Source organism: Bacteroidetes bacterium GWF2_43_63 (genome assembly GCA_001769275.1).
Classification (GTDB): domain Bacteria; phylum Bacteroidota; class Bacteroidia; order Bacteroidales; family DTU049; genus GWF2-43-63.
Genome location: MEOQ01000043.1, coordinates 41,772 through 60,128, shown reverse-complemented (window position 1 = coordinate 60,128; position 18,357 = coordinate 41,772). Strand labels below are relative to the sequence as shown.

The following is an 18,357-nucleotide window of genomic DNA, read 5'->3' as shown; positions in this document are numbered from 1 at the left end:
TTGAGGGCGGTTTAATATTACCTGAGTATTTCTTACAGACTTATAATTTTGAATTCCGTGCGGCGGTTAAGCTGACGTCCTTCGTCGGTGTCGTTGGGTGCAATCGGCTTGTCGAATCCATAACCAACACTGGTCATGCGATCAGACGCAATACCGGCAGCGATCAGATAATCGACCACCGCTTTGGCGCGCGATTGCGACAGCGTTTTGTTATAAGCAGCCGAACCAACATTGTCGGTGTGACCTGAGATTTCAATTTTCAAAGTCGGGTTTTCTTTCATCAGCTGTGTCAGGTTAGCAAGTTCGTTCTTTGATTCAGGACGCAGCGTTGATTTATTAAAGTCGAAGAAAATGTTTTTGAGCACGATTTCTTTACCAACTTCAACTTTCTTCAAATAGATGTCTTTCTCAATTTCCTGATAAGCCGCGGCATTGGGGATGTCGAAGTTTTCGGAATGGAATAAATATCCGTCGGCTTTTACAGCAAGACCGTAGTTTTTTCCGCTCGGGAGCGAAACAAGATACTTGCCGGTGGCACTGTTGGAAGTGAAGGTTGCCAGTTCTTCATTAATGGTATTGTCGGTCAGAATGAGGCTGGCTTCAATGGGTTGTTTGGTTGCTTCATCCAAAACACGGCCTTTAAGCAGTGTTAGCGAGGCTGTGTTGACCGCAAGTGTCGATTCAATAACTTTCTCGCTCACCGGCTCTGTACGCCATGCAATCAGATTGTCTTCGGAATTGGTGAGAACTGGTTTTTCGAGAATAAATGTTACGCGGTACAGGTCGCGGTCGCCATAGCCATCTTTGCGGGTATCGCTCATCATATAGGCGTGGAGTCCACTGGCAGCAATAGTGAAAAACAAGTCATCGTCCGGCGTATTGATTGGATATCCGAGGTTTTGGGGCTCACTCCATTTTCCGTTTTCGAAGGTAGCTTTGAAAATGTCGAATCCGCCCATGGTTTTATGTCCCTGTGAGCTGAAATACAAGGTCTTGCCGTCAGGATGCATGAAGATGGATTCTTCATCGTAAATGGTATTTAAATCTTTCAGATTGGTGGCTTTTCCCCATTTCCCTTTTTTGTCGAGTGTTGAAACCCAGATGTCACGGCCACCAGCAGAACCTTCTTTGTCGCTGATGAAATAGAGTGTGCGCCCATCGGGGCTAAGACTGACAGAGCTTTCGTGAAATTTGGTGTTGATTGTTTTTGGCAAAGCGACGGGTTTGTCCCATTTGTCACCTTTGAGTTTACATTGGTAAATATCACCATTGTGAACGTCTTTGTAAATGAACAGCGTTTGTCCGTCACCGCTCAGACCTGCAGTTGCATCATGCACTTTGCTGTTAAGTGGTTTCCCCGGATTGATGACTTTCCAGTCTTCGGAAGCGCTTTCTGCAATATAAATGTCTTCGTAATACATTTGATCCTGTGCGTCAAGTTTGCCTCCAATGGTGTTCGGTCGACGACTGGTAAACGTAAGGACAGATTCGTCAGCATTGATGAATGGCGAATATTCGCGGTTGGCGGTGTTGATGGATGCACCCAGGTTGTCGATAAAAACCTTGACAGGATTGGCAACCATGGTAATTCCGGTTTCACATTCCTGGATTCTTTTGTTTAGAGCCGGAGCCACATCACTGTATTGTTTGGGAGAGAGTTTGTTTTTAAAAGTTTTATACGATTCAATGGCTTCGTTAAACTTGTAATTTCCCTGATATGCTGTTCCAAGCCAGTAATAGAGCGAATCATCGCAATTTGGGTTCAATGACTCAGCTTTCTGCAGATGCTCCAGCGATTTCTCGATATTCATTTTTCGGTAACAAATTCCGATTTTGTAATTCAGCATTGCGTTATTTGGGTTAACGTTCTGCGCTTTCAGATAGCTTTCGAGCGCATTTTTTCGAGCGCCAACTCCCTGACCGAAATAATTGTCACCTTGTTCAATGTTTTTCAAAGCTTCTTTCAAAACTTTCTTGTCCGAAAAATTGGCTTTGTTGAATTCGACATTCTGCGCACCAAGAGTAACAGAGAACAAGAGGCAAACGAGTGATATAATAATGTTTTTCATAGCTGTTTTTTCTGAATTAATTATTGTTTGCACATTTGTTTAATGTAGAATTCAGCATTTTTAATGCCTCCGTCGCGCGCTTTTTTCCAGTCTTCGCAGGCACCGTTGATATCGCGGTTCATTTCCTTTGCATTGCCACGATTCAGAAATGCTGTAGAGTAATTGCTGTTCAGCGTAATTGCTTTGTTGAAATCCTCAATGGCAGTTGCATATTGTTCGGCTTTGTATCGTGCTGAACCGCGATTGTTGTATGCATAGGCATAGTCGGCATTTTTTTCAATAGCTTTGGTGAAATCGGCAATAGCACCTTCAAAATCGCCTTTATCCATTTTGGCCAGACCACGGTTGTTGTAGGCAACATAATAGTCGGGATCAGCGTCAATGGCTTTTGAATATTCATAAATGGCATCGTCGTATTTTTCCAGCTTGCGGTAAACGCTGCCGGTGTTATTAAAAGCAAAAGCCAGTTTTGGATTGGCTTTCGTTGCTTCTTTATAGCAGCGGATGGACTCGTCATAGTTTTCCATCATTTTGTAACAGCTGCCCATGTCATTATATGCATACGCATAGGTATAACTATCTTTTTCAATAAGTGCTTTTTTGTAAGTCTCAATGGCGCCTTCATAATCCTTGTTGTCGTACTGAAGACTTCCGAGATAATAATATGACTGAACGTGCATGGCGTCAAGCTCAACAGCTTTATTCAAATCTGCCCTGGCTTCTTCCGGCTTGTTGTCATCATATTTCATTTTGCCTCTTTGAAAATAAGCGTTGGCTGTAGGTCCAAGTTCTATTGCTTTGTCAAAATCAGACATGGCTCCGGTCTTGTCCTTCAGATCAACTTTTACGATGCCGCGATTGTAATAGGCTTTGGCAAAGTCGGATTTAAGATTGATTGATTCATTGAATTTGTTGAGGGCTTGAGTAAGCTGACCATTGTCGTACAGCACGGTCCCTTCATTGTATAAACGCTCGGCTTTCTGGGGGTCATCAACCGGGATTCTGATGGTGTCGATCTGGGCTTGTAAGCCCCAACCGGTTCCACAGAGCAAAAGAATCAAAATCAGACGTTTCATAAATTAGGTTTTAAATAATCAGCTAAAATACAAAATGTATCTTATTCGTAGTACTTTTTTTGTCACAAATAATCAAAAAATCATTTTTTCGTTGGAAAACCAGCCAGTTGATCCGGAATATTTAACTACTTTAGCAAAAAAAAGTACTTATGATTACGAAGGAACTCATTCGCCCGCAGAGTATTGTAGTTGTTGGAGCATCGCAGGATATAAAAAAGCCCGGCGGCAAAATTCTAAAAAACATAATTGACAATCACTTTAAAGGTTCACTCTACGTTGTAAACCCTAAAGAATCTGAAATCCAAGGAATAAAATGCCATGCCGACGTTAAGGATCTGCCGCAGGTCGATCTGGCAATTCTGGCCATCGCAGCTCGCTTTTGTCCTGAAACGGTTGAAGTACTTGCTTCTCAAAAAGGAACCAAAGCTTTTATAATTCTCAGTGCCGGATTCAGCGAAGAAAATGCTGCCGGCAAAGAACTGGAGCAAAAGGTAGTGAAAATCATCAACGATGCCGGCGCATGTCTGATCGGGCCAAACTGCGTTGGAATGATGAACCCATGGCATACCTCTGTGTTTACCAATCCCATTCCGAAACTTGAGCCCAAAGGGATTGATTTCATTAGTGGCAGTGGCGCAACCGCTGTATTCATTATGGAAAGCTGCATGATGAAAGGGGTTACATTCGGGTCTGTTTGGAGTGTTGGAAACAGCGCCCAGATTGGCGTTGAAGAAGTTCTTGAATATCTCGACCATTCTTTCGTTCTGGGCGAAAGCTCCCTGATGAAAGTATTGTATATTGAAAGTGTAAATAAGCCGCAGAAACTGCTGAAACATGCGAAATCGCTGATCAGCAAAGGTTGCCGGATTGCCGCTGTCAAAGCGGGTTCTTCCGATGCCGGAAGTCGGGCCGCTTCATCTCATACCGGCGCAATGGCGTCGAGCGATGTGGCTGTCGATGCGCTTTTCCGCAAGGCTGGAATCGTGCGCTGCTATGGCCGTGAAGAATTGGCCGCTGTTTCTTCGGTATTTAATTTTCCAAGACCTGCCGGCAAAAATGTTGCGATAGTCACTCATGCCGGTGGCCCTTCTGTAATGCTTACCGACGCACTTTCTTCAAATGGATTGAATGTGCCGCATATCGAAAACGATGCTTCGAAAGAATTGCTGACGAAACTTTTTGCAGGATCTTCGGTTGCCAACCCCATCGATTTTCTGGCCACCGGAACAGCACAGCAGCTCGATGAAATTCTCAATACCTGCGAAAATAAATTTGATGAAATTGACTCCATCGCTGTAATTTTCGGAAGTCCGGGTCTGTTTGAGGTTTTCGATGTGTATGATGTGCTTCACAACCATTTGCAGACTTCGAAAAAACCGATTTTCCCGATTCTTCCGTCTATTGTTAATGCAAAAAACGAAGTCCAGTATTTCGTTGATAAAGGAAATGTGTTTTTCCCTGATGAGGTTGTGTTCGGCCGTGCGCTTGCACGTGTGCTCAATACACCGGCTCCGCTCGAAGCGGATGGCAGACCAACAGTTGATACCGCAGCGATCCGAAAAGTAGTTGATAATGCTAAAGATGGTTATCTGCTTCCCGAAGATGTATCGGCAATGCTCGATGCAGCCGGCATTCCGCGCGCTGGTGAAGCAACTTCCGACAATGAGGATGTGCTTGTGGCTGCAGCCGAAAAAATCGGATATCCGCTGGTGATGAAAGTTGTAGGGCCAGTTCACAAAAGCGATGTGGGCGGTGTTGTGCTGAATGTGAAAACCAAGGAAAAACTGGTAGAGGAATTCCGCCGCATGATGCAGATAAAAGACACTACGGCCATACTGATTCAGCCTATGCTGAGCGGTGTTGAGTTGTTTGCCGGCGCCTCCCGCGAAGGCGATTTTGGTCATCTGATTCTCAGCGGTCTCGGTGGAATTTTTGTTGAGGTACTCAAAGATGTTACTTCGGGCCTTACTCCGCTTGGAAAAACTGAAGCTTTGATGATGATTGAAGGCCTGCGCGGAAAGAAAATTCTGGAAGGCGTTCGTGGTCAAAAAGCAGTGGATAAGGATAAATTTGCCGATATTCTTACCCGTTTATCTGCGATGCTTCAGGCAGCTCCCGAAATTGCAGAAATGGACATCAATCCGCTGCTGGGCGATGGATCGAAGATAGTTGCTGTCGACGCACGTATCAATATTATGAAGTAGCCTGCTGGGTTTTTTAAGTCTCAGGTATTGATTGTCGGCTTGCTACCTGTCGGAATATCCATGTTGAAACTTTATAAATCACCGCTATGAAAAAATTGATTTTCTTCTGCGCAGGTCTAATGCTTTTTATGCTGGCCCAGTCGCAGGTAAAAACATACACTACAACCGGTTCCGACCTGAAGCTGACCGGAGTTTTGCTCAATGATTCGCTAAACGCAACACAGATTCCCCGGTTCACCGTTTGGTTCAACTTCAATGAGTATTTTCATTTCGATGTTGCAAAATCTTTTGGTTTTTTTGTTGGAATTGGTGTTGAGAATATTGGATACATTGCACAATTCAATGATTCGTTAAACACAAAAGTGAAGTATCGGAGCTATATGGCAACTATACCCATCGGTTTTAAAATCGGGAACTTCAGTGAGAAAAAACCCACTTTCTTTTTTGCGGGTGGAGCAGTTTCAGTACCGTTTCATTTCAAGGAGAAGATTTTCCACAACGACAAAAGGGATCTTGTATTCAAAGAATGGTTCAGTAGCCGCAGTACTTTATTGCAGCCATCGGCATTTGTCGGATTCACGTTCCGAAATAAAATGAGTCTCAAGGTGCAGTATTATTTCGAAAACTTTATGAATCGTGATTTCACCGACAATGTGAACGGCATTGATTTAAAACCCTACGATCATATTGTTCAATCAAATATAATTGCAGTAACTTTGGGCGGTAGTTTCACCGGAGTTAAAAAGAAAAAATAATTTCAAATGAAAATTAAAGACCTCGTTTTTGCCGGAATATTTGTAATCATTTTTATTCCGTTTTTTATTTTTCCTGAAGCATTCGAATGGTTTAAGACCATGACAAAAGAACACGGAGTTATAATGAGTGTTCTGAAATTCGCCATTCTGGCTACGCTTGGGGAATGTCTGGGATTGAGAATTAAAACCGGAAATTATTATCACAAAGGATTCGGAATTCTTCCAAGGGCTTTCGTGTGGGGATTTCTGGGCATGTTTATTTTCTTCGCATTTTTCATTTTCAAGACCGGAGTTTCGGCCATGCTCGAAAATGTATTTGGTGTCGAGGGCGCTGTAGCTGCGCTGAAAGGCGATTTTACCACCACAAAACTGCTCACATCATTTTTTATAAGTTTTTTCCTGAATGTAATTTTTGCTCCGGTCATGATGACCTTTCATAAAATCACCGACACCCACATCGAGCGTAATGGTGGCCGTTTGTCATGTTTTGCAAAGTGCATCCCCATGGGACAAATCATGACCGATATCAACTGGAAAGTGCAGTGGGGCTTTGTTTTCAAAAAAACCATTCCTTTTTTCTGGATACCCGCGCATACAATCACTTTTATTTTGCCCGGCGAATTCCAGGTGCTGTTTGCAGCTTTACTCGGCGTGGTTCTCGGTGTCATTCTCGCCGTCGCAAGCCAGATGGGGAAGAAGTAGGGATTTACGATATGAGAAAGTAGATTTTTGATTTTTGAATTGCGGCTGCACCAAGCGCATGGGGCAGAATGCGTAACGCACAGCGGTCAAGGCATAAAGCATGATGTCACTTCGCACTCGCTCTGATTTCTTCAACCTCTCTGCGTCGCACCTAGTCACGTTTCACGTGAAGCGACCTGTTGCGATAGCTATCGCAAGCGTTGAAGAAGAGCTCAACCAGTCGCGCAACGCGCATCACATTGTGTATGGGATTGGACACTGTCACGGATAACATATCCGCGCCAGTGATGCGCCCCGCCATTGTCACACTGAGCCCCGCCGCTGTCACATTGAGCGGAGTCGAAATGTCTGCAGCGGGGTAAACTCCGTCGAAGAGTCGACAGCAGGATAAACTCCGTCGAAGAGTCGGCAGCGAAAATCAACAAAAAAAAGTCTGTAGTATAGAATGAGATCCCGGGTCCACGTCAAACGTGGCGCGGCGCGCAGGCGTTAGCTTTTCGAAGCTGATTCAGGCTTGCCCGGGAGCTCAGTACTCCTTCCGTTGATTTTCAGTTAAAAGATTCATTTCAGTGAATACAAAAAATAAAAAAATGGCCGGAAGGATTCCCAGCCATTTCTATTTCATCAAATATTCTAAATCATCCGCTGCGGCGGACTGAATTCTATTTCTTTTTTGTCTGACGGGCGGCGCTCATTTTCTGTGCGTCTTCAAGACGTTTCTGCCAGCTCGATTTTTTCACCGGTTTCTTTTTATTTTCTTCGATTCTTGCACGAACCTTGTTTTCATCAATGAAATAGCGGATGGCAAAAATCTGAATGAAAGTAATGATATTGGCGAGCAAATAATAGTAGCTCAATCCGGAAGAATAGCTGTTGAAGAAACCAAGGAACATAATGGGCATTAAATACATCATTGTTCGCATGCCAGGCATTGTGTTCGTGCTTCCCATCATCTTTTCGTTCAGTCGGGTATAAATAACCGTTGAGATTGTCATGAGCAGCGTGAAAAGACTCACGTGATCGCCATAGAACGGAATGGTGAAGCCCAAATCGAAAATGGAGTCGTATGCTGAAAGATCATCTGCCCACAGGAAAGGTTGCTGACGAAGCTCAATCGAAGCAGGGAAAAAACGGAACAATGCAATCAGAATCGGGAACTGTAGTAACATCGGGAGACATCCTGAGAGCGGACTGGCACCGGCTTTTTTATAAAGCTCCATGGTGGCCTGTTGCTTTTTCATAGCGTCTTCTTTCTTCGGAAACTTAGCAGCAATCACATCTACCTCAGGTTTCAGAATGCGCATTTTTGCCGAACTTTTATAAGTTCTCAATGCTATCGGGAACAGCACTGTTTTGAGCATTATTGTCAAAATCAGAATGATGATTCCGTAATTCAATGCATAACTTTCGAGCCAGTTGAACACCGGAATAACTGCAAACCTGTTTATCCATGCCAGCGGAGCGAAGCTCCAACCCAGCGGTATTTGTCTTTCGAGTGACAGATCATACTGACGAAGTGTTTTGTATTTCAGTGGCCCTGCATAAATGCTGAAATCAACCGAGTTGTTTTTGTCGGCATTAAATTCCAGATTCATGGTCGATTGCATTGTCTTCAGATACGCACTGTCGCTGAGTTCACGTGTGTACGACTTGATGTCAGCCGAATTGAATTTATCTTCAGCGATGAATGTGGTTGCAAAGAATTGTTGCTTGAACGAAATCCATTTCAACGATGTTTTGATGCTTTCCTGATCATCCTTTGTTTCGCTCAGGTAGTCGGTTTCAAGATCATTATCAGCATAATGAACGGTACTAACATTTCGTTCGTTATCCAGACTTTTTTCTTTTGTCCCGAGATCGGCATTCCAGTCAATAGTCATGAAGTGGTTGCCAGCTCCAATAATGCTTTCGCTGTTTTCTAAAGCGATGCTGAACTTGAATAAATACGAATCTTTGTAAAAAGTATAATTAAAAAGCACCGCCCCGGCTTCGGTTCCATCGTTGTTCATGGCCGGTGCGCGGAAAGTGATAACGGTGGAATCGCCACTTACAACAGTGCTGTACTGATTATTCTTAAACCCTTTTACAGGTTCAAAATACAATGCAGATGTTTTCGCCAGCGATTTGGTTGTGTGAAAAGAAATGTCGAAATAGCTGTTGCCTTTGTAAAACATTTCCATGGGCTTTTTGTCCCAGGTGAGAAAGTTTTTTAATTCAATTTGCTTGATTGATGCGCCTTTCGATGCTATTGTAACACGCATCAGCGGAGTTTCAACAACATAGTTTGAATCAGTTCCTTCGAGTGATGTATAGAAGAACCCATCCTTCTCGTAAGTGAACAATGCTGCCGAATCAGCGGTGGCTGTATCGTTTGCAGCAACTACATTTGCAGGCTTGGTTTGTTTTGCCGTACTGTCGGTCTGAGTTGCAGTGGAGTCCTTGGCCTGAGCCATGGCTACAGCATTGAGTGAATCTTGCTGCGTTTTGACATTGGCAATGGAATCTTTTTTGGCTTGTTCCCTGGCGCGTTCCTCTTTGGAAGGGGCATTCCAGATGGAAAAACCTATGAGGATTGCAAAAATAAGGACAAATCCGAGAATCTGATTATATTTCATAGTGAGAGCGTAAATTGGGGTGCAAAGGTAATGATTATTGTAAATTGCTCCGAATCGGCAATCTATTTTGATTTTGAATAATCGATGGCTGCTTTAACAAAGCGAACAAAGAGCGGATGCGGGTTTTCGACCGTACTGCGATACTCCGGATGAAACTGGACCCCAACAAACCATGGATGATCTTCAATTTCCACAATTTCCACAAGATCTTCATTTGGGTTTATACCGGTGGCATGCATCCCGGCCATGGTGTACATTTCAATGTATTTGTTGTTGAACTCGTAACGGTGACGATGTCTTTCGTTGATCAGAGTCTCGCTGTAAACTTCTGAAACCTTGCTGCCTGGCTTAATCTTGCAGGGATACAATCCAAGCCGCATGGTGCCTCCTTTTCCGGAAACTTTTTTCTGTGATTCCATGATGTCGATAACCGGATGCGGCGTTCTGCGATCCATCTCCCGGCTATGAGCTCCTTCAAGTTTTAACACATTGCGGGCAAATTCAATTACGGCAACCTGCATTCCAAGGCATATGCCCAGAAATGGAATTTTGTTTTCGCGGGCATAGCGCACTGAGGTGATTTTTCCTTCGATGCCTCGTTCGCCAAAGCCAGGCGCCACCAGTATTCCCGACATTCCGCTCAGCTGCTCTGCGACATTTTCGTCAGTTACAAATTCACTGTGAACAAGCTTCACTTTCACTTTGTAATGATTGGATGTGCCGGCATGAATGAATGATTCAAGAATGGATTTGTACGCATCTTTCAATTCAGCATATTTTCCGACAATGGCAATTTGCACCTCGCCTTCGGGGTTTTTGAGCCGGAACAAAAAATCTTCCCATACTTTAAAATTTGACTCGGGAATTTCGTCGATGCCCAGCTTATGAAGAATAACGGTATCGAGGTTCTGATCGCGCATGCGGATCGGCACTTCGTAAATAGTTTCAACATCAACACTTTCAACTACAGCCTCGGATTTTACATTGCAGAATAGCGCAATTTTATTTCGTTGTGCTTCGCTGATGTTTCTTTCGCAGCGGCAAACAATTACGTCGGGCTGTACACCAAGTTCGAGCAATGTTTTTACAGAATGCTGTGTCGGTTTGGTTTTTAACTCGCCGGCAGCAGCGAGATATGGAACCAGCGTAAGATGAATCACAGCCGCATGATTGCCTAATTCCCAGCGAAGCTGGCGCACGGCCTCGATGTATGGCAATGATTCTATATCGCCCACAGTGCCACCGATTTCAGTGATTACGAAATCATATTTACCATTTTGAGCCAGAAGTCTGATTCGATACTTAATTTCGTCGGTGATATGAGGGATAATCTGAACGGTTTCGCCAAGATAATCTCCGCGGCGTTCTTTCTCAATTACACTTTGGTATATGCGGCCGGTGGTCACATTGTTCGCCTGCGAAGTCGGTATATTCAGAAAACGCTCATAATGACCAAGGTCAAGGTCTGTTTCGGCGCCGTCGTCGGTCACATAGCATTCTCCGTGTTCATAGGGATTCAAAGTGCCCGGATCAACATTGATGTAGGGGTCGAGTTTCTGAATGGTGACCGAATATCCGCGGGCCTGCAACAGCCGCGCCAGTGAGGCACTGATGATTCCTTTTCCGAGCGAGGATACCACGCCTCCTGTAACAAAAATATACCGGGTGTCTTTCATATTCCTGATGAAAATTGCGTTTGATTGATTGCCCAAAAGTACATAAAATTGTTGTCTTTTATTTTAAATTATAGCAGTTTTATTAACTTTGGCAAACCATCTTAAAAAACAGAAATTATGGATATCACTGCTATTTCACGCTTTCTTGAGTCGCAGAAAAAATCTTTTCTGACAGAGAAGAACTATTCTTTCGAAATATTTAAGGCTGGCCTTTATGGATATCGCCGCTTTAACATGATGGGCCGCGATTATTATTTTATTCACGAAGGGAACTATGTGAATTTTAGCGCTGAAAAATGTTTGGCGATGCACGAGGCGGCCAGAAAGCATGTGAATGATCAGTACAAAATGCCAAAAGCCATGCGCTTTGTGGTTCCCAATATTGTTTCAATTTTTCTTTCCCAGGATGGATTCAGCGAGGAAACTGTTGAACTGGCGCTTAGACAGCAGCGTCCATGGCAGGGCGGGGAAGTGCATGACATGTTTTTTATTGACACCACACGAAAGGAATGCTATGGCCCGGGATATCACAAGGTGCGCGTCGAAGGCGTTGATTTCACACTGAAAAAAACCGACCCGACCAATCGAAGCATTGAACTGATAAGAGAACTTTTGAAATAGTTTTCGTTACACGTTACAGACGTTACGCGTTACGGTCGTTACAATCGTTACAAGGTGACAGACTTAGTTCGGCGTAGTCTTTTAAAAATATTTGGTTGGCATTAGTCTCCAGACTAATGCCAGCCAGCAGATTATACTTTTCAGACTACGCCGAACTAAGTAACACACTTTCAAATTCTCAAATTGTATTCTACGCGTTTCTCACAGCATCAAACAAAATCTCAACCGGATGCAAGGCTATTTTCCCGGTACCGTCTTTTATCTGATGGCGGCAACTGGTGCCAGATGCAGCAATTAACGCTCCCTCAGGTGCGTTGCGTACAGTCGGCAGTAAAACCAGTTCGCCTACTTTCATGCTGAGTTCAAAATGTTCTTTTTCAAATCCGAACGAGCCAGCCATTCCGCAGCAACCCGACGGGATTTCCTTTACACTGTAATGCGATGGAATGGTCATCATCTTTTTTGTAGCTTCAGTTCCCAAAAGCGATTTCTGCTGGCAATGGCCGTGATACAAAATGTCTTTTTTCTCTGTCGTGAATTGTATTCTTTTGATTTTCCCTTTTTCGAATTCACGCATAATAAATTCATCAATGAGCATTGTAAATGGAGCGAGATCTTTTGCTTTTTCCCGCAGGTTGGCACTGCACAGTTCGGGGTACTCATCTCTGAATCCAAGTATAGCAGATGGCTCTATGCCAATCAGTGGCTGCTCTTCCGAGACTCTTCCGGAAATTGACTCAATGTTTTTGTCAATAATTTTTCGTGCTTTTTTCAGCAATCCTTTCGAAATAAACGTGCGTGCACTGAGGTTGTGCTCCGGCAGTTCAACACGGTAACCTAACATACAAAGCAGACTGAGGGCTTTTACACCAATGTAAATATCATTGGTATCGGTAAATTCATCCACAAAAACATGAACGGTACCGTTGTGTCCGGTGAGTTTGTTTAGTTCCGGCAGATTTTTTCGGGCCCAGCGCCGGAGCGATTTTCCGTGAAGTTCGGGTAAGCTTCTGCCTGGTGCAAATCCAAGTATTTTTTTTATGGGCCAGGACAGAAAATAACTTTTTGCAAACAGATTATACACGCCGCTGAACGGCAGCGCCATTCGGTTAATGCCATCAATGTATGCAATAGCCAGCGTGCGGATCCGCACGGGATGCGTGTTGTACCAGTGCTGCAAAAATTCTGTTTTGTATTTGGCCATGTCAACCGACGATGGGCACTCCGATTTGCACAACTTGCAGCCAAGACATAGATCCAGCGCCTTGTAAATATCGCGGTGATTGAAAGGATTAGATTTTGGACTATTGGTGAGATATTCGCGCAGAATATTTGCTCTTGCACGGGTTGTATTATTTTCATCCAGCGACGCCTGATAGCTTGGGCACATGCCTCCTGAGGCCAGATGGGGCTTTCGGCAATCTCCTGACCCGTTGCATTTTTCAACGGCACGCAGAATTCCGTGATCGTGGCTGAAGTCGTAATAGGTCTCAATTTCCCTCACTTGTGCGCTCGGCTCAAACCGCAGCATGGTATTCATAGGGGGAGTGTCGGTGATTTTCCCTTTGTTGAAAATCCCGTATGGATCCCATGTATGCTTGATTTTCGTAAGCAGCGAGTAGTTTTTCTCACCAATCATAAGTGGAATAAACTCACCGCGCAACCGGCCGTCGCCATGTTCTCCGCTGAGCGATCCCTTGTATTTTTTTACAAGCCTTGCAGTTTCAAGGGCAATGGTGTGAAACAGCATAACATCTTTCGGATCCCGCAAATTCAGAATCGGGCGCAAATGTAATTCGCCGGTACCGATGTGTGCGTAATACACGCAACTGAGATTGTAATCCCGCAAAAGTGCATTGAATTCATCAATGTATTGCGGCAGAACCTCCGGATTGACTGCGGTGTCTTCGATTACCGGGACGGGTTTAGCATCGCCGGGCATGTTGCTCAGCACTCCCAGTCCTGCTTTGCGAAGATCCCAAACTTTTTTGATGTCACCGCCCGTGATTACAGGAAAATGATAACCCAGCTTTTCCGCTCTGATAGCGGCTTCCATGGCTTCGGTTTTTCTTTTGATCTCGTCTTCGGTTTCTTCGGCAAACTCAACAATGAGTATGGATGCGGGTTCGCCATAAACAAAAAAGCGGTTTTTATTCTGATTGATGTTCTCTTTTGTCAGATCCAGAATGGCTTTATCCATTAGTTCAACCGAAACAGGATTGAATTGGAGTGCTGTGAGATTGGCCTTGAGAGAGTCTTCGAGCGTTTTGCAATGCACACAGACCAATGCTTTTTCTTTGGGCGGCAGCGGAACAAGGTTTAGTTTTATCTCGGTAATGAGTGCCAGTGTGCCTTCGGAGCCGGCAATGATTTTGCAGAAATTGAATGGCTCGCCTCCAGTGAATGGCTCTGCCCGCATCAGCAGGTCAATGGCATAACCTGTGTTGCGTCGTTTAATTGCTGGATCCGGAAATTCCTGAACGATGCTGAACTGATTGTCCTGGTCTGATAGAATCTCGCGAATATTGCGGTAAATGTCGCCTTCCAGATTTTCCAGCGTCATTTTTTCCCAGAATCCTTCACGGCACAATTCCCTGAATTCGACTTCGGATCCATCACTCAGCAATGCTTTAACGGCAAGCAGATGATCGCGGGTGGACCCATATACCAGACTGTGTGCGCCGCATGAATTATTTCCAACCATTCCGCCAATGTTGCAGCGCGATGAAGTGCTGGTTTCGGGGCCAAAAAACAATCCGCATTTTGCCAGTTCGCGGTTTAGCTCGTCGAGAATTACACCGGGTTCAACCTTTACCCAATGCTGTCTTTCATTTATCTCAAGAATTTGAGTGAAGTGCTTTGACATATCCACCACCAGCCCATTCCCGACAACCTGCCCTGCGAGCGATGTTCCTGCTGCGCGGGGGATCAGTGTAATGTCATTGTCGCGTGCAAAACGGATCAGGATTTTCAGATCATCCTTGTCTTTTGGAAATGCAACTGCAACAGGAAACTCGCGGTAAGCCGAAGCATCCGTAGCATACATAATTCGATGGGCTTTGTCGTAATGTAGCTCGCCTGAAAGCTGCGTTTTGAGTTGTGCGAGATGTTTTTCTATATTGTGTGGCATCGAAAGCAAATGTTTATGCTTCAAAAATACGAATAATCAATGAATACAGATTAAGGTTGAGGTCAAGATCAAGGTCAAGGTCACGCGTCGGGAGACGCGCGCCCAGGTCGAGGTCAAGAACAAGAACAAGAGGCGAGGTCAAGGTCGAGGTCAAGGTCAAGGTTTAGGTCATGGTCACGCGTCAGAGTCACGCGTCAGGAGACGCGCGCCCAGAGACGCGCGCCCAATGTGCGTCCCGGGGCCACAATAGAACTGCGCAGCATTGAAAGATGATATTTTAAATATGCATCAAATTATTTTTTAGTAGCTTTATATCTTAAAACCCAAAGTCTATGAAAACAGTCCGGATTTTCACGTTGATATTCTGTGTCTTTTTATTCAATCTGTCTGATGCGCAAAACATCACGGCTAAGCCGCAGGTATATGCAGTAACAGTGTACATGCTCGGTGCAGAGTTGCATTGCTCGGCCGAAACCGTCTTGCCTAAAGGAAAATGCACCGTTGTGCTTCCGGGTTTGAGCCCGCAGCTAAATGCCGGCAGCATCCGCTTTAGCATTGAAAACGGCGACGCGACAATACTCAGCGTTACTTCGCGCACAAATTATCTCAACGGTCAGGGCGACAACAAGCAGATCCGATTGCTCAAAGACTCTGTAGAGCTTATTACTGATCAGCTTACGCGCATTGCCATGAGCCGCGAAACTTTCATAAAGGAAAAAGATCTTCTTTTCAAAAACCAAAGCATCGGCGGCACCGAGAATGGCGTGAAGGTGGAGGAAATTCAGCGCTCGGCCGATTTCTTCAGACTGCGCAGTAATCAGATAAACGATGAACTTTTTCTGCTGACAAAAAATGAAGCGAAATATCGCGAAACACTTTATAGACTGCAGGCAGAACTCGATGAGCTGAATGCAACCTACAATCCGCCATCCTCCGAAATCGAACTTACAGTGCTGAATCAGCGCGAAGGAAAAGTAAAGTTCGATTTTTCATACATGGTGAATGGCTGTGGCTGGGCGCCGAAATATGATATTCGTGCTGATGGCATCGACAAACCGATTCAGATGGTTTATCGTGCGAATTTGTTTAATAATTCAGGGGTTGACTGGAACGATGTTAAAATAAAACTCTCTACCGCCGAACCCGGCAAAAGCGCTACCAGACCTATTCTCGAGAAGTGGGCGCTCAATTATGGATACGATGTTCAGGATATGTCGGAGAGCAATTTTATCAACAATGAGCAAAGAGCAACCATTGATAAAGAAGTGGGCGATGACCAGATTGGAGTCGAAAATGTGACGGTTGAAGAGCTAAGTCAGGAATTTGATATTGCGATGCCTTATACGATTTTGTCCGATTCCAAAGCTTACACGGTTGATGTTGCATCCTATGACCTGCCTGCAAAATTTGATTATTCGGCGGTGCCGAAAATGGACCGCGATGCTTTTCTTGTTGCGCGAATCACTGATTGGACCAAGCTGAATCTGGTGAGTGGACATGCTTCCGTTTTTTATGCGGGAACATTTGTAGGACAAAGCTACATCAATACCGCTACGGTGGCCGACACCATGATAATTTCGCTGGGACGCGACAAGCGCATCATTATCAAACGTGCGCAGAAAATGGAAGATTCGAAAAGTCAGGTCATCGGCAGTTCGATTAAAGAAACTTTCATGTATGAAATTGTTGTGCGCAATAACAAGGAAAGTGCGATGAACATTACTCTGCATGATCAGGTGCCGGTTTCGCAAAACAGCGATATCACGGTTGATGTTATGGATGTTTCTGGTGGGACACTTGATCCGCTCAGCGGAATCATCACCTGGAAACTCACACTGCAACCGGGCGAAACAAAACAACTGATTTTAAATTATTCAATCAAGTACCCGAAAAATCAGCGTGTGGAGAAAAGGCGTGTTCGTTCTATGGCATGTCCTTCGTTTTAAATTTTTGCAGTATTCTTTTTAACCTATGCCGTTGAATAATTTGTTTGTGTGATCCGCGCTGCGCGCGCGTTTTCGCATCCCGGAATAGCGATGCACCCTACATTCTGTCGTCCGCCAGACATTGATTTTATAGAGGAGCGGACACGGAATCGTTGGGTGCAAGCATCTTTCTCCCCGACGATTCCACGTCAGCAATGCAGTATTGTCAACCCCCTTCAAGCTGACGGTAGAATGTCGGGGAGCACCCAACATTCTGTCGTTCGCCAGACATTGATTTGAGAAGAGGAGCGGACACGGAATCGTTGGGTGTGATGTTTTTCGCAATCACTCTTTTCACTCACTTTTATTCTCCTGACCATTGAATCCGAAACGGTAGTTGCCCATAATTCAACATTGATATTATTTCTCCACCTCTCTGATTCGTGGATCAGTATTGACTTTGCGGCGGGTGTCTTTCATTACTGAGCGGAAATCTTCCTTATTTTCATCGCCGGGAATGAGGGCATCGATATTCTTTTCGGTCATCATGCCGGGCATCATGTAATAGCCGGGTTTTTTGCCTTCGAGTTTCATGCGGTAAAGCGGAATGAATTTCACGTTGCACACTTCGGGTTTGCCGTATGGCGTGCGTTTGAGTGTGAAACCCACCAGCAGACCGGCATCGGTGAGCGGATCCTTCTGATTCGAAATGAAATTGCCGAGCGACCAGATTATCAGTCTTTCCTTCATACTTCCGATGGGCGTCACCAATTCCATGGGTTGCACCACATGCGGGTGACTGCCGATGATGACATCTACGCCGCTTTCAAGCAGAAAATTTGCAAGGGCTTTTTGATTTGCATTCTGCTTATGTTGATATTCTTCGCCCCAGTGTATGGAAACCAGGATGGCATCGGCGCTTTGTGATTTTGCTTTTCTGATGTCGGACAGAATTTGCGCCGAATCGATGCGGTTCACTACGTATGGCTCTGGCTCAGGGATTCCGTTGGTACCATAGGTATAATTCAGTATGGCAAGTTTCCATCCTTTAATTTCAAGCATGTATGGATAGCGGGCAAGCCGTTCGGTTGGATTGCGGAAAATGCCGGTATGCCACAGTTTCACGCTGTCGGCATAGTCGATGTTGCCTTCGATTCCTTCGCCACTGCGATCGCAAGTGTGATTGTTCGCAAATACGAAGAAGTTGAAGCCCGCTCTGCGCAAGGCATCCGGAAACTCTTCGGGCGCGCTGAATCGCGGATATCCGCTGTAGGGCTCGCCTGCGAGTGTAGTTTCGAAATTCACCAGACGAACGTCTGCGCTTTGCAGAATAGGTCTTATGAAATTGTAGCAGGAGTCGAACTCACACAGGCCTGTGCCTTCACAATAGGCGGCTTTGTATTGCGGCATGTGCATCATAGCGTCGCCGGTGACCCAAAAAGTGACCGAATCGCTCTCCGCAATGGGTGACAATTTTCCATATTCGGCCGATGTAGATCCGAATGGCTTGATCAGTATTACCACAAGTGCCACCAGAAAAACCGGAGCGGCAAAAACCAGTATCTTTTTTTGCTTCATATTCAT

11 protein-coding genes are annotated in these 18,357 nt (G+C 44.8%); 5 read left to right on the top strand and 6 right to left on the bottom strand.

Annotation, left to right across the window (positions count from 1 at the left end; all coding sequences use genetic code 11):
* Positions 1-32: 32 nt before the first annotated feature.
* Both A2W93_15825 and A2W93_15820 read right to left on the bottom strand, forming a co-directional pair.
* Positions 33-2,069 carry a hypothetical protein gene (locus A2W93_15825; GenBank protein OFY53137.1) on the bottom strand — a complete coding sequence of 679 codons (2,037 nt, stop codon included), beginning with the start codon at positions 2,067-2,069 and terminating at the stop codon, positions 33-35.
* A 20-nt stretch (positions 2,070-2,089) separates the two neighbouring features.
* Positions 2,090-3,145: a hypothetical protein gene (locus A2W93_15820; GenBank protein OFY53136.1), complete on the bottom strand. Its 1,056-nt coding sequence runs from the start codon at positions 3,143-3,145 to the stop codon at positions 2,090-2,092.
* 149 nt (positions 3,146-3,294) lie between these two features.
* Here A2W93_15820 and A2W93_15815 point away from each other — a divergent pair, with 149 nt between their 5' ends.
* From A2W93_15815 to A2W93_15805, 3 genes are all read left to right on the top strand, one after another.
* Entirely contained in the window at positions 3,295-5,349 is a 2,055-nt protein-coding gene (locus A2W93_15815) for a CoA ligase (GenBank protein OFY53135.1), read from the top strand.
* Between the two features lie 119 nt (positions 5,350-5,468).
* A complete protein-coding gene (locus tag A2W93_15810; GenBank protein OFY53134.1) occupies positions 5,469-6,104 on the top strand; it encodes a hypothetical protein in 636 nt (211 codons plus the stop codon).
* 6 nt (positions 6,105-6,110) lie between these two features.
* The gene (locus A2W93_15805) at positions 6,111-6,806 is read left to right on the top strand and encodes a hypothetical protein (GenBank protein OFY53133.1); all 696 of its coding nucleotides are present in this window, start codon (positions 6,111-6,113) and stop codon (positions 6,804-6,806) included.
* 662 nt (positions 6,807-7,468) lie between these two features.
* Here A2W93_15805 and A2W93_15800 read toward each other — a convergent pair.
* Positions 7,469-9,421, bottom strand: a complete 1,953-nt coding sequence (locus A2W93_15800; GenBank protein OFY53132.1) for a hypothetical protein — start codon at positions 9,419-9,421, stop codon at positions 7,469-7,471.
* Positions 9,422-9,483: 62 nt separating this feature from the next.
* Positions 9,484-11,097 carry a CTP synthase gene (locus A2W93_15795; protein OFY53131.1) on the bottom strand — a complete coding sequence of 538 codons (1,614 nt, stop codon included), beginning with the start codon at positions 11,095-11,097 and terminating at the stop codon, positions 9,484-9,486.
* A gap of 117 nt (positions 11,098-11,214) precedes the next feature.
* Here A2W93_15795 and A2W93_15790 point away from each other — a divergent pair, with 117 nt between their 5' ends.
* The gene (locus tag A2W93_15790) at positions 11,215-11,718 is read left to right on the top strand and encodes a hypothetical protein (protein ID OFY53130.1); all 504 of its coding nucleotides are present in this window, start codon (positions 11,215-11,217) and stop codon (positions 11,716-11,718) included.
* Positions 11,719-11,908: 190 nt separating this feature from the next.
* On the opposite strand, the gene A2W93_15785 is transcribed toward A2W93_15790, so the two are convergent.
* The gene (locus A2W93_15785; protein ID OFY53129.1) at positions 11,909-14,848 is read right to left on the bottom strand and encodes an FAD-binding protein; all 2,940 of its coding nucleotides are present in this window, start codon (positions 14,846-14,848) and stop codon (positions 11,909-11,911) included.
* Positions 14,849-15,180: 332 nt separating this feature from the next.
* On the opposite strand from A2W93_15785, the gene A2W93_15780 reads away from it, so the two are divergent.
* Positions 15,181-16,794 (top strand): hypothetical protein, encoded by a 1,614-nt coding sequence (locus A2W93_15780; GenBank protein ID OFY53128.1) that lies wholly within the window; start codon positions 15,181-15,183, stop codon positions 16,792-16,794.
* A 399-nt stretch (positions 16,795-17,193) separates the two neighbouring features.
* On the opposite strand, the gene A2W93_15775 is transcribed toward A2W93_15780, so the two are convergent.
* Positions 17,194-18,357, bottom strand: coding sequence for a hypothetical protein (locus tag A2W93_15775; GenBank protein ID OFY53127.1), 1,164 nt, complete (start codon positions 18,355-18,357; stop codon positions 17,194-17,196).

Bases quoted from the DNA above. Each gene is read 5' to 3' on its own strand.
- A2W93_15825 (OFY53137.1), bottom strand. From the start codon at position 2,069: ATGAAAAACATTATTATATCACTCGTTTGCCTCTTGTTCTCTGTTACT.
- A2W93_15820 (OFY53136.1), bottom strand. From the start codon at position 3,145: ATGAAACGTCTGATTTTGATTCTTTTGCTCTGTGGAACCGGTTGGGGC.
- A2W93_15815 (OFY53135.1), top strand. From the start codon at position 3,295: ATGATTACGAAGGAACTCATTCGCCCGCAGAGTATTGTAGTTGTTGGA.
- A2W93_15810 (OFY53134.1), top strand. From the start codon at position 5,469: ATGCTTTTTATGCTGGCCCAGTCGCAGGTAAAAACATACACTACAACC.
- A2W93_15805 (OFY53133.1), top strand. From the start codon at position 6,111: ATGAAAATTAAAGACCTCGTTTTTGCCGGAATATTTGTAATCATTTTT.
- A2W93_15800 (OFY53132.1), bottom strand. From the start codon at position 9,421: ATGAAATATAATCAGATTCTCGGATTTGTCCTTATTTTTGCAATCCTC.
- A2W93_15795 (OFY53131.1), bottom strand. From the start codon at position 11,097: ATGAAAGACACCCGGTATATTTTTGTTACAGGAGGCGTGGTATCCTCG.
- A2W93_15790 (OFY53130.1), top strand. From the start codon at position 11,215: ATGGATATCACTGCTATTTCACGCTTTCTTGAGTCGCAGAAAAAATCT.
- A2W93_15785 (OFY53129.1), bottom strand. From the start codon at position 14,848: ATGCCACACAATATAGAAAAACATCTCGCACAACTCAAAACGCAGCTT.
- A2W93_15780 (OFY53128.1), top strand. From the start codon at position 15,181: ATGAAAACAGTCCGGATTTTCACGTTGATATTCTGTGTCTTTTTATTC.
- A2W93_15775 (OFY53127.1), bottom strand. From the start codon at position 18,357: ATGAATATGAAGCAAAAAAAGATACTGGTTTTTGCCGCTCCGGTTTTT.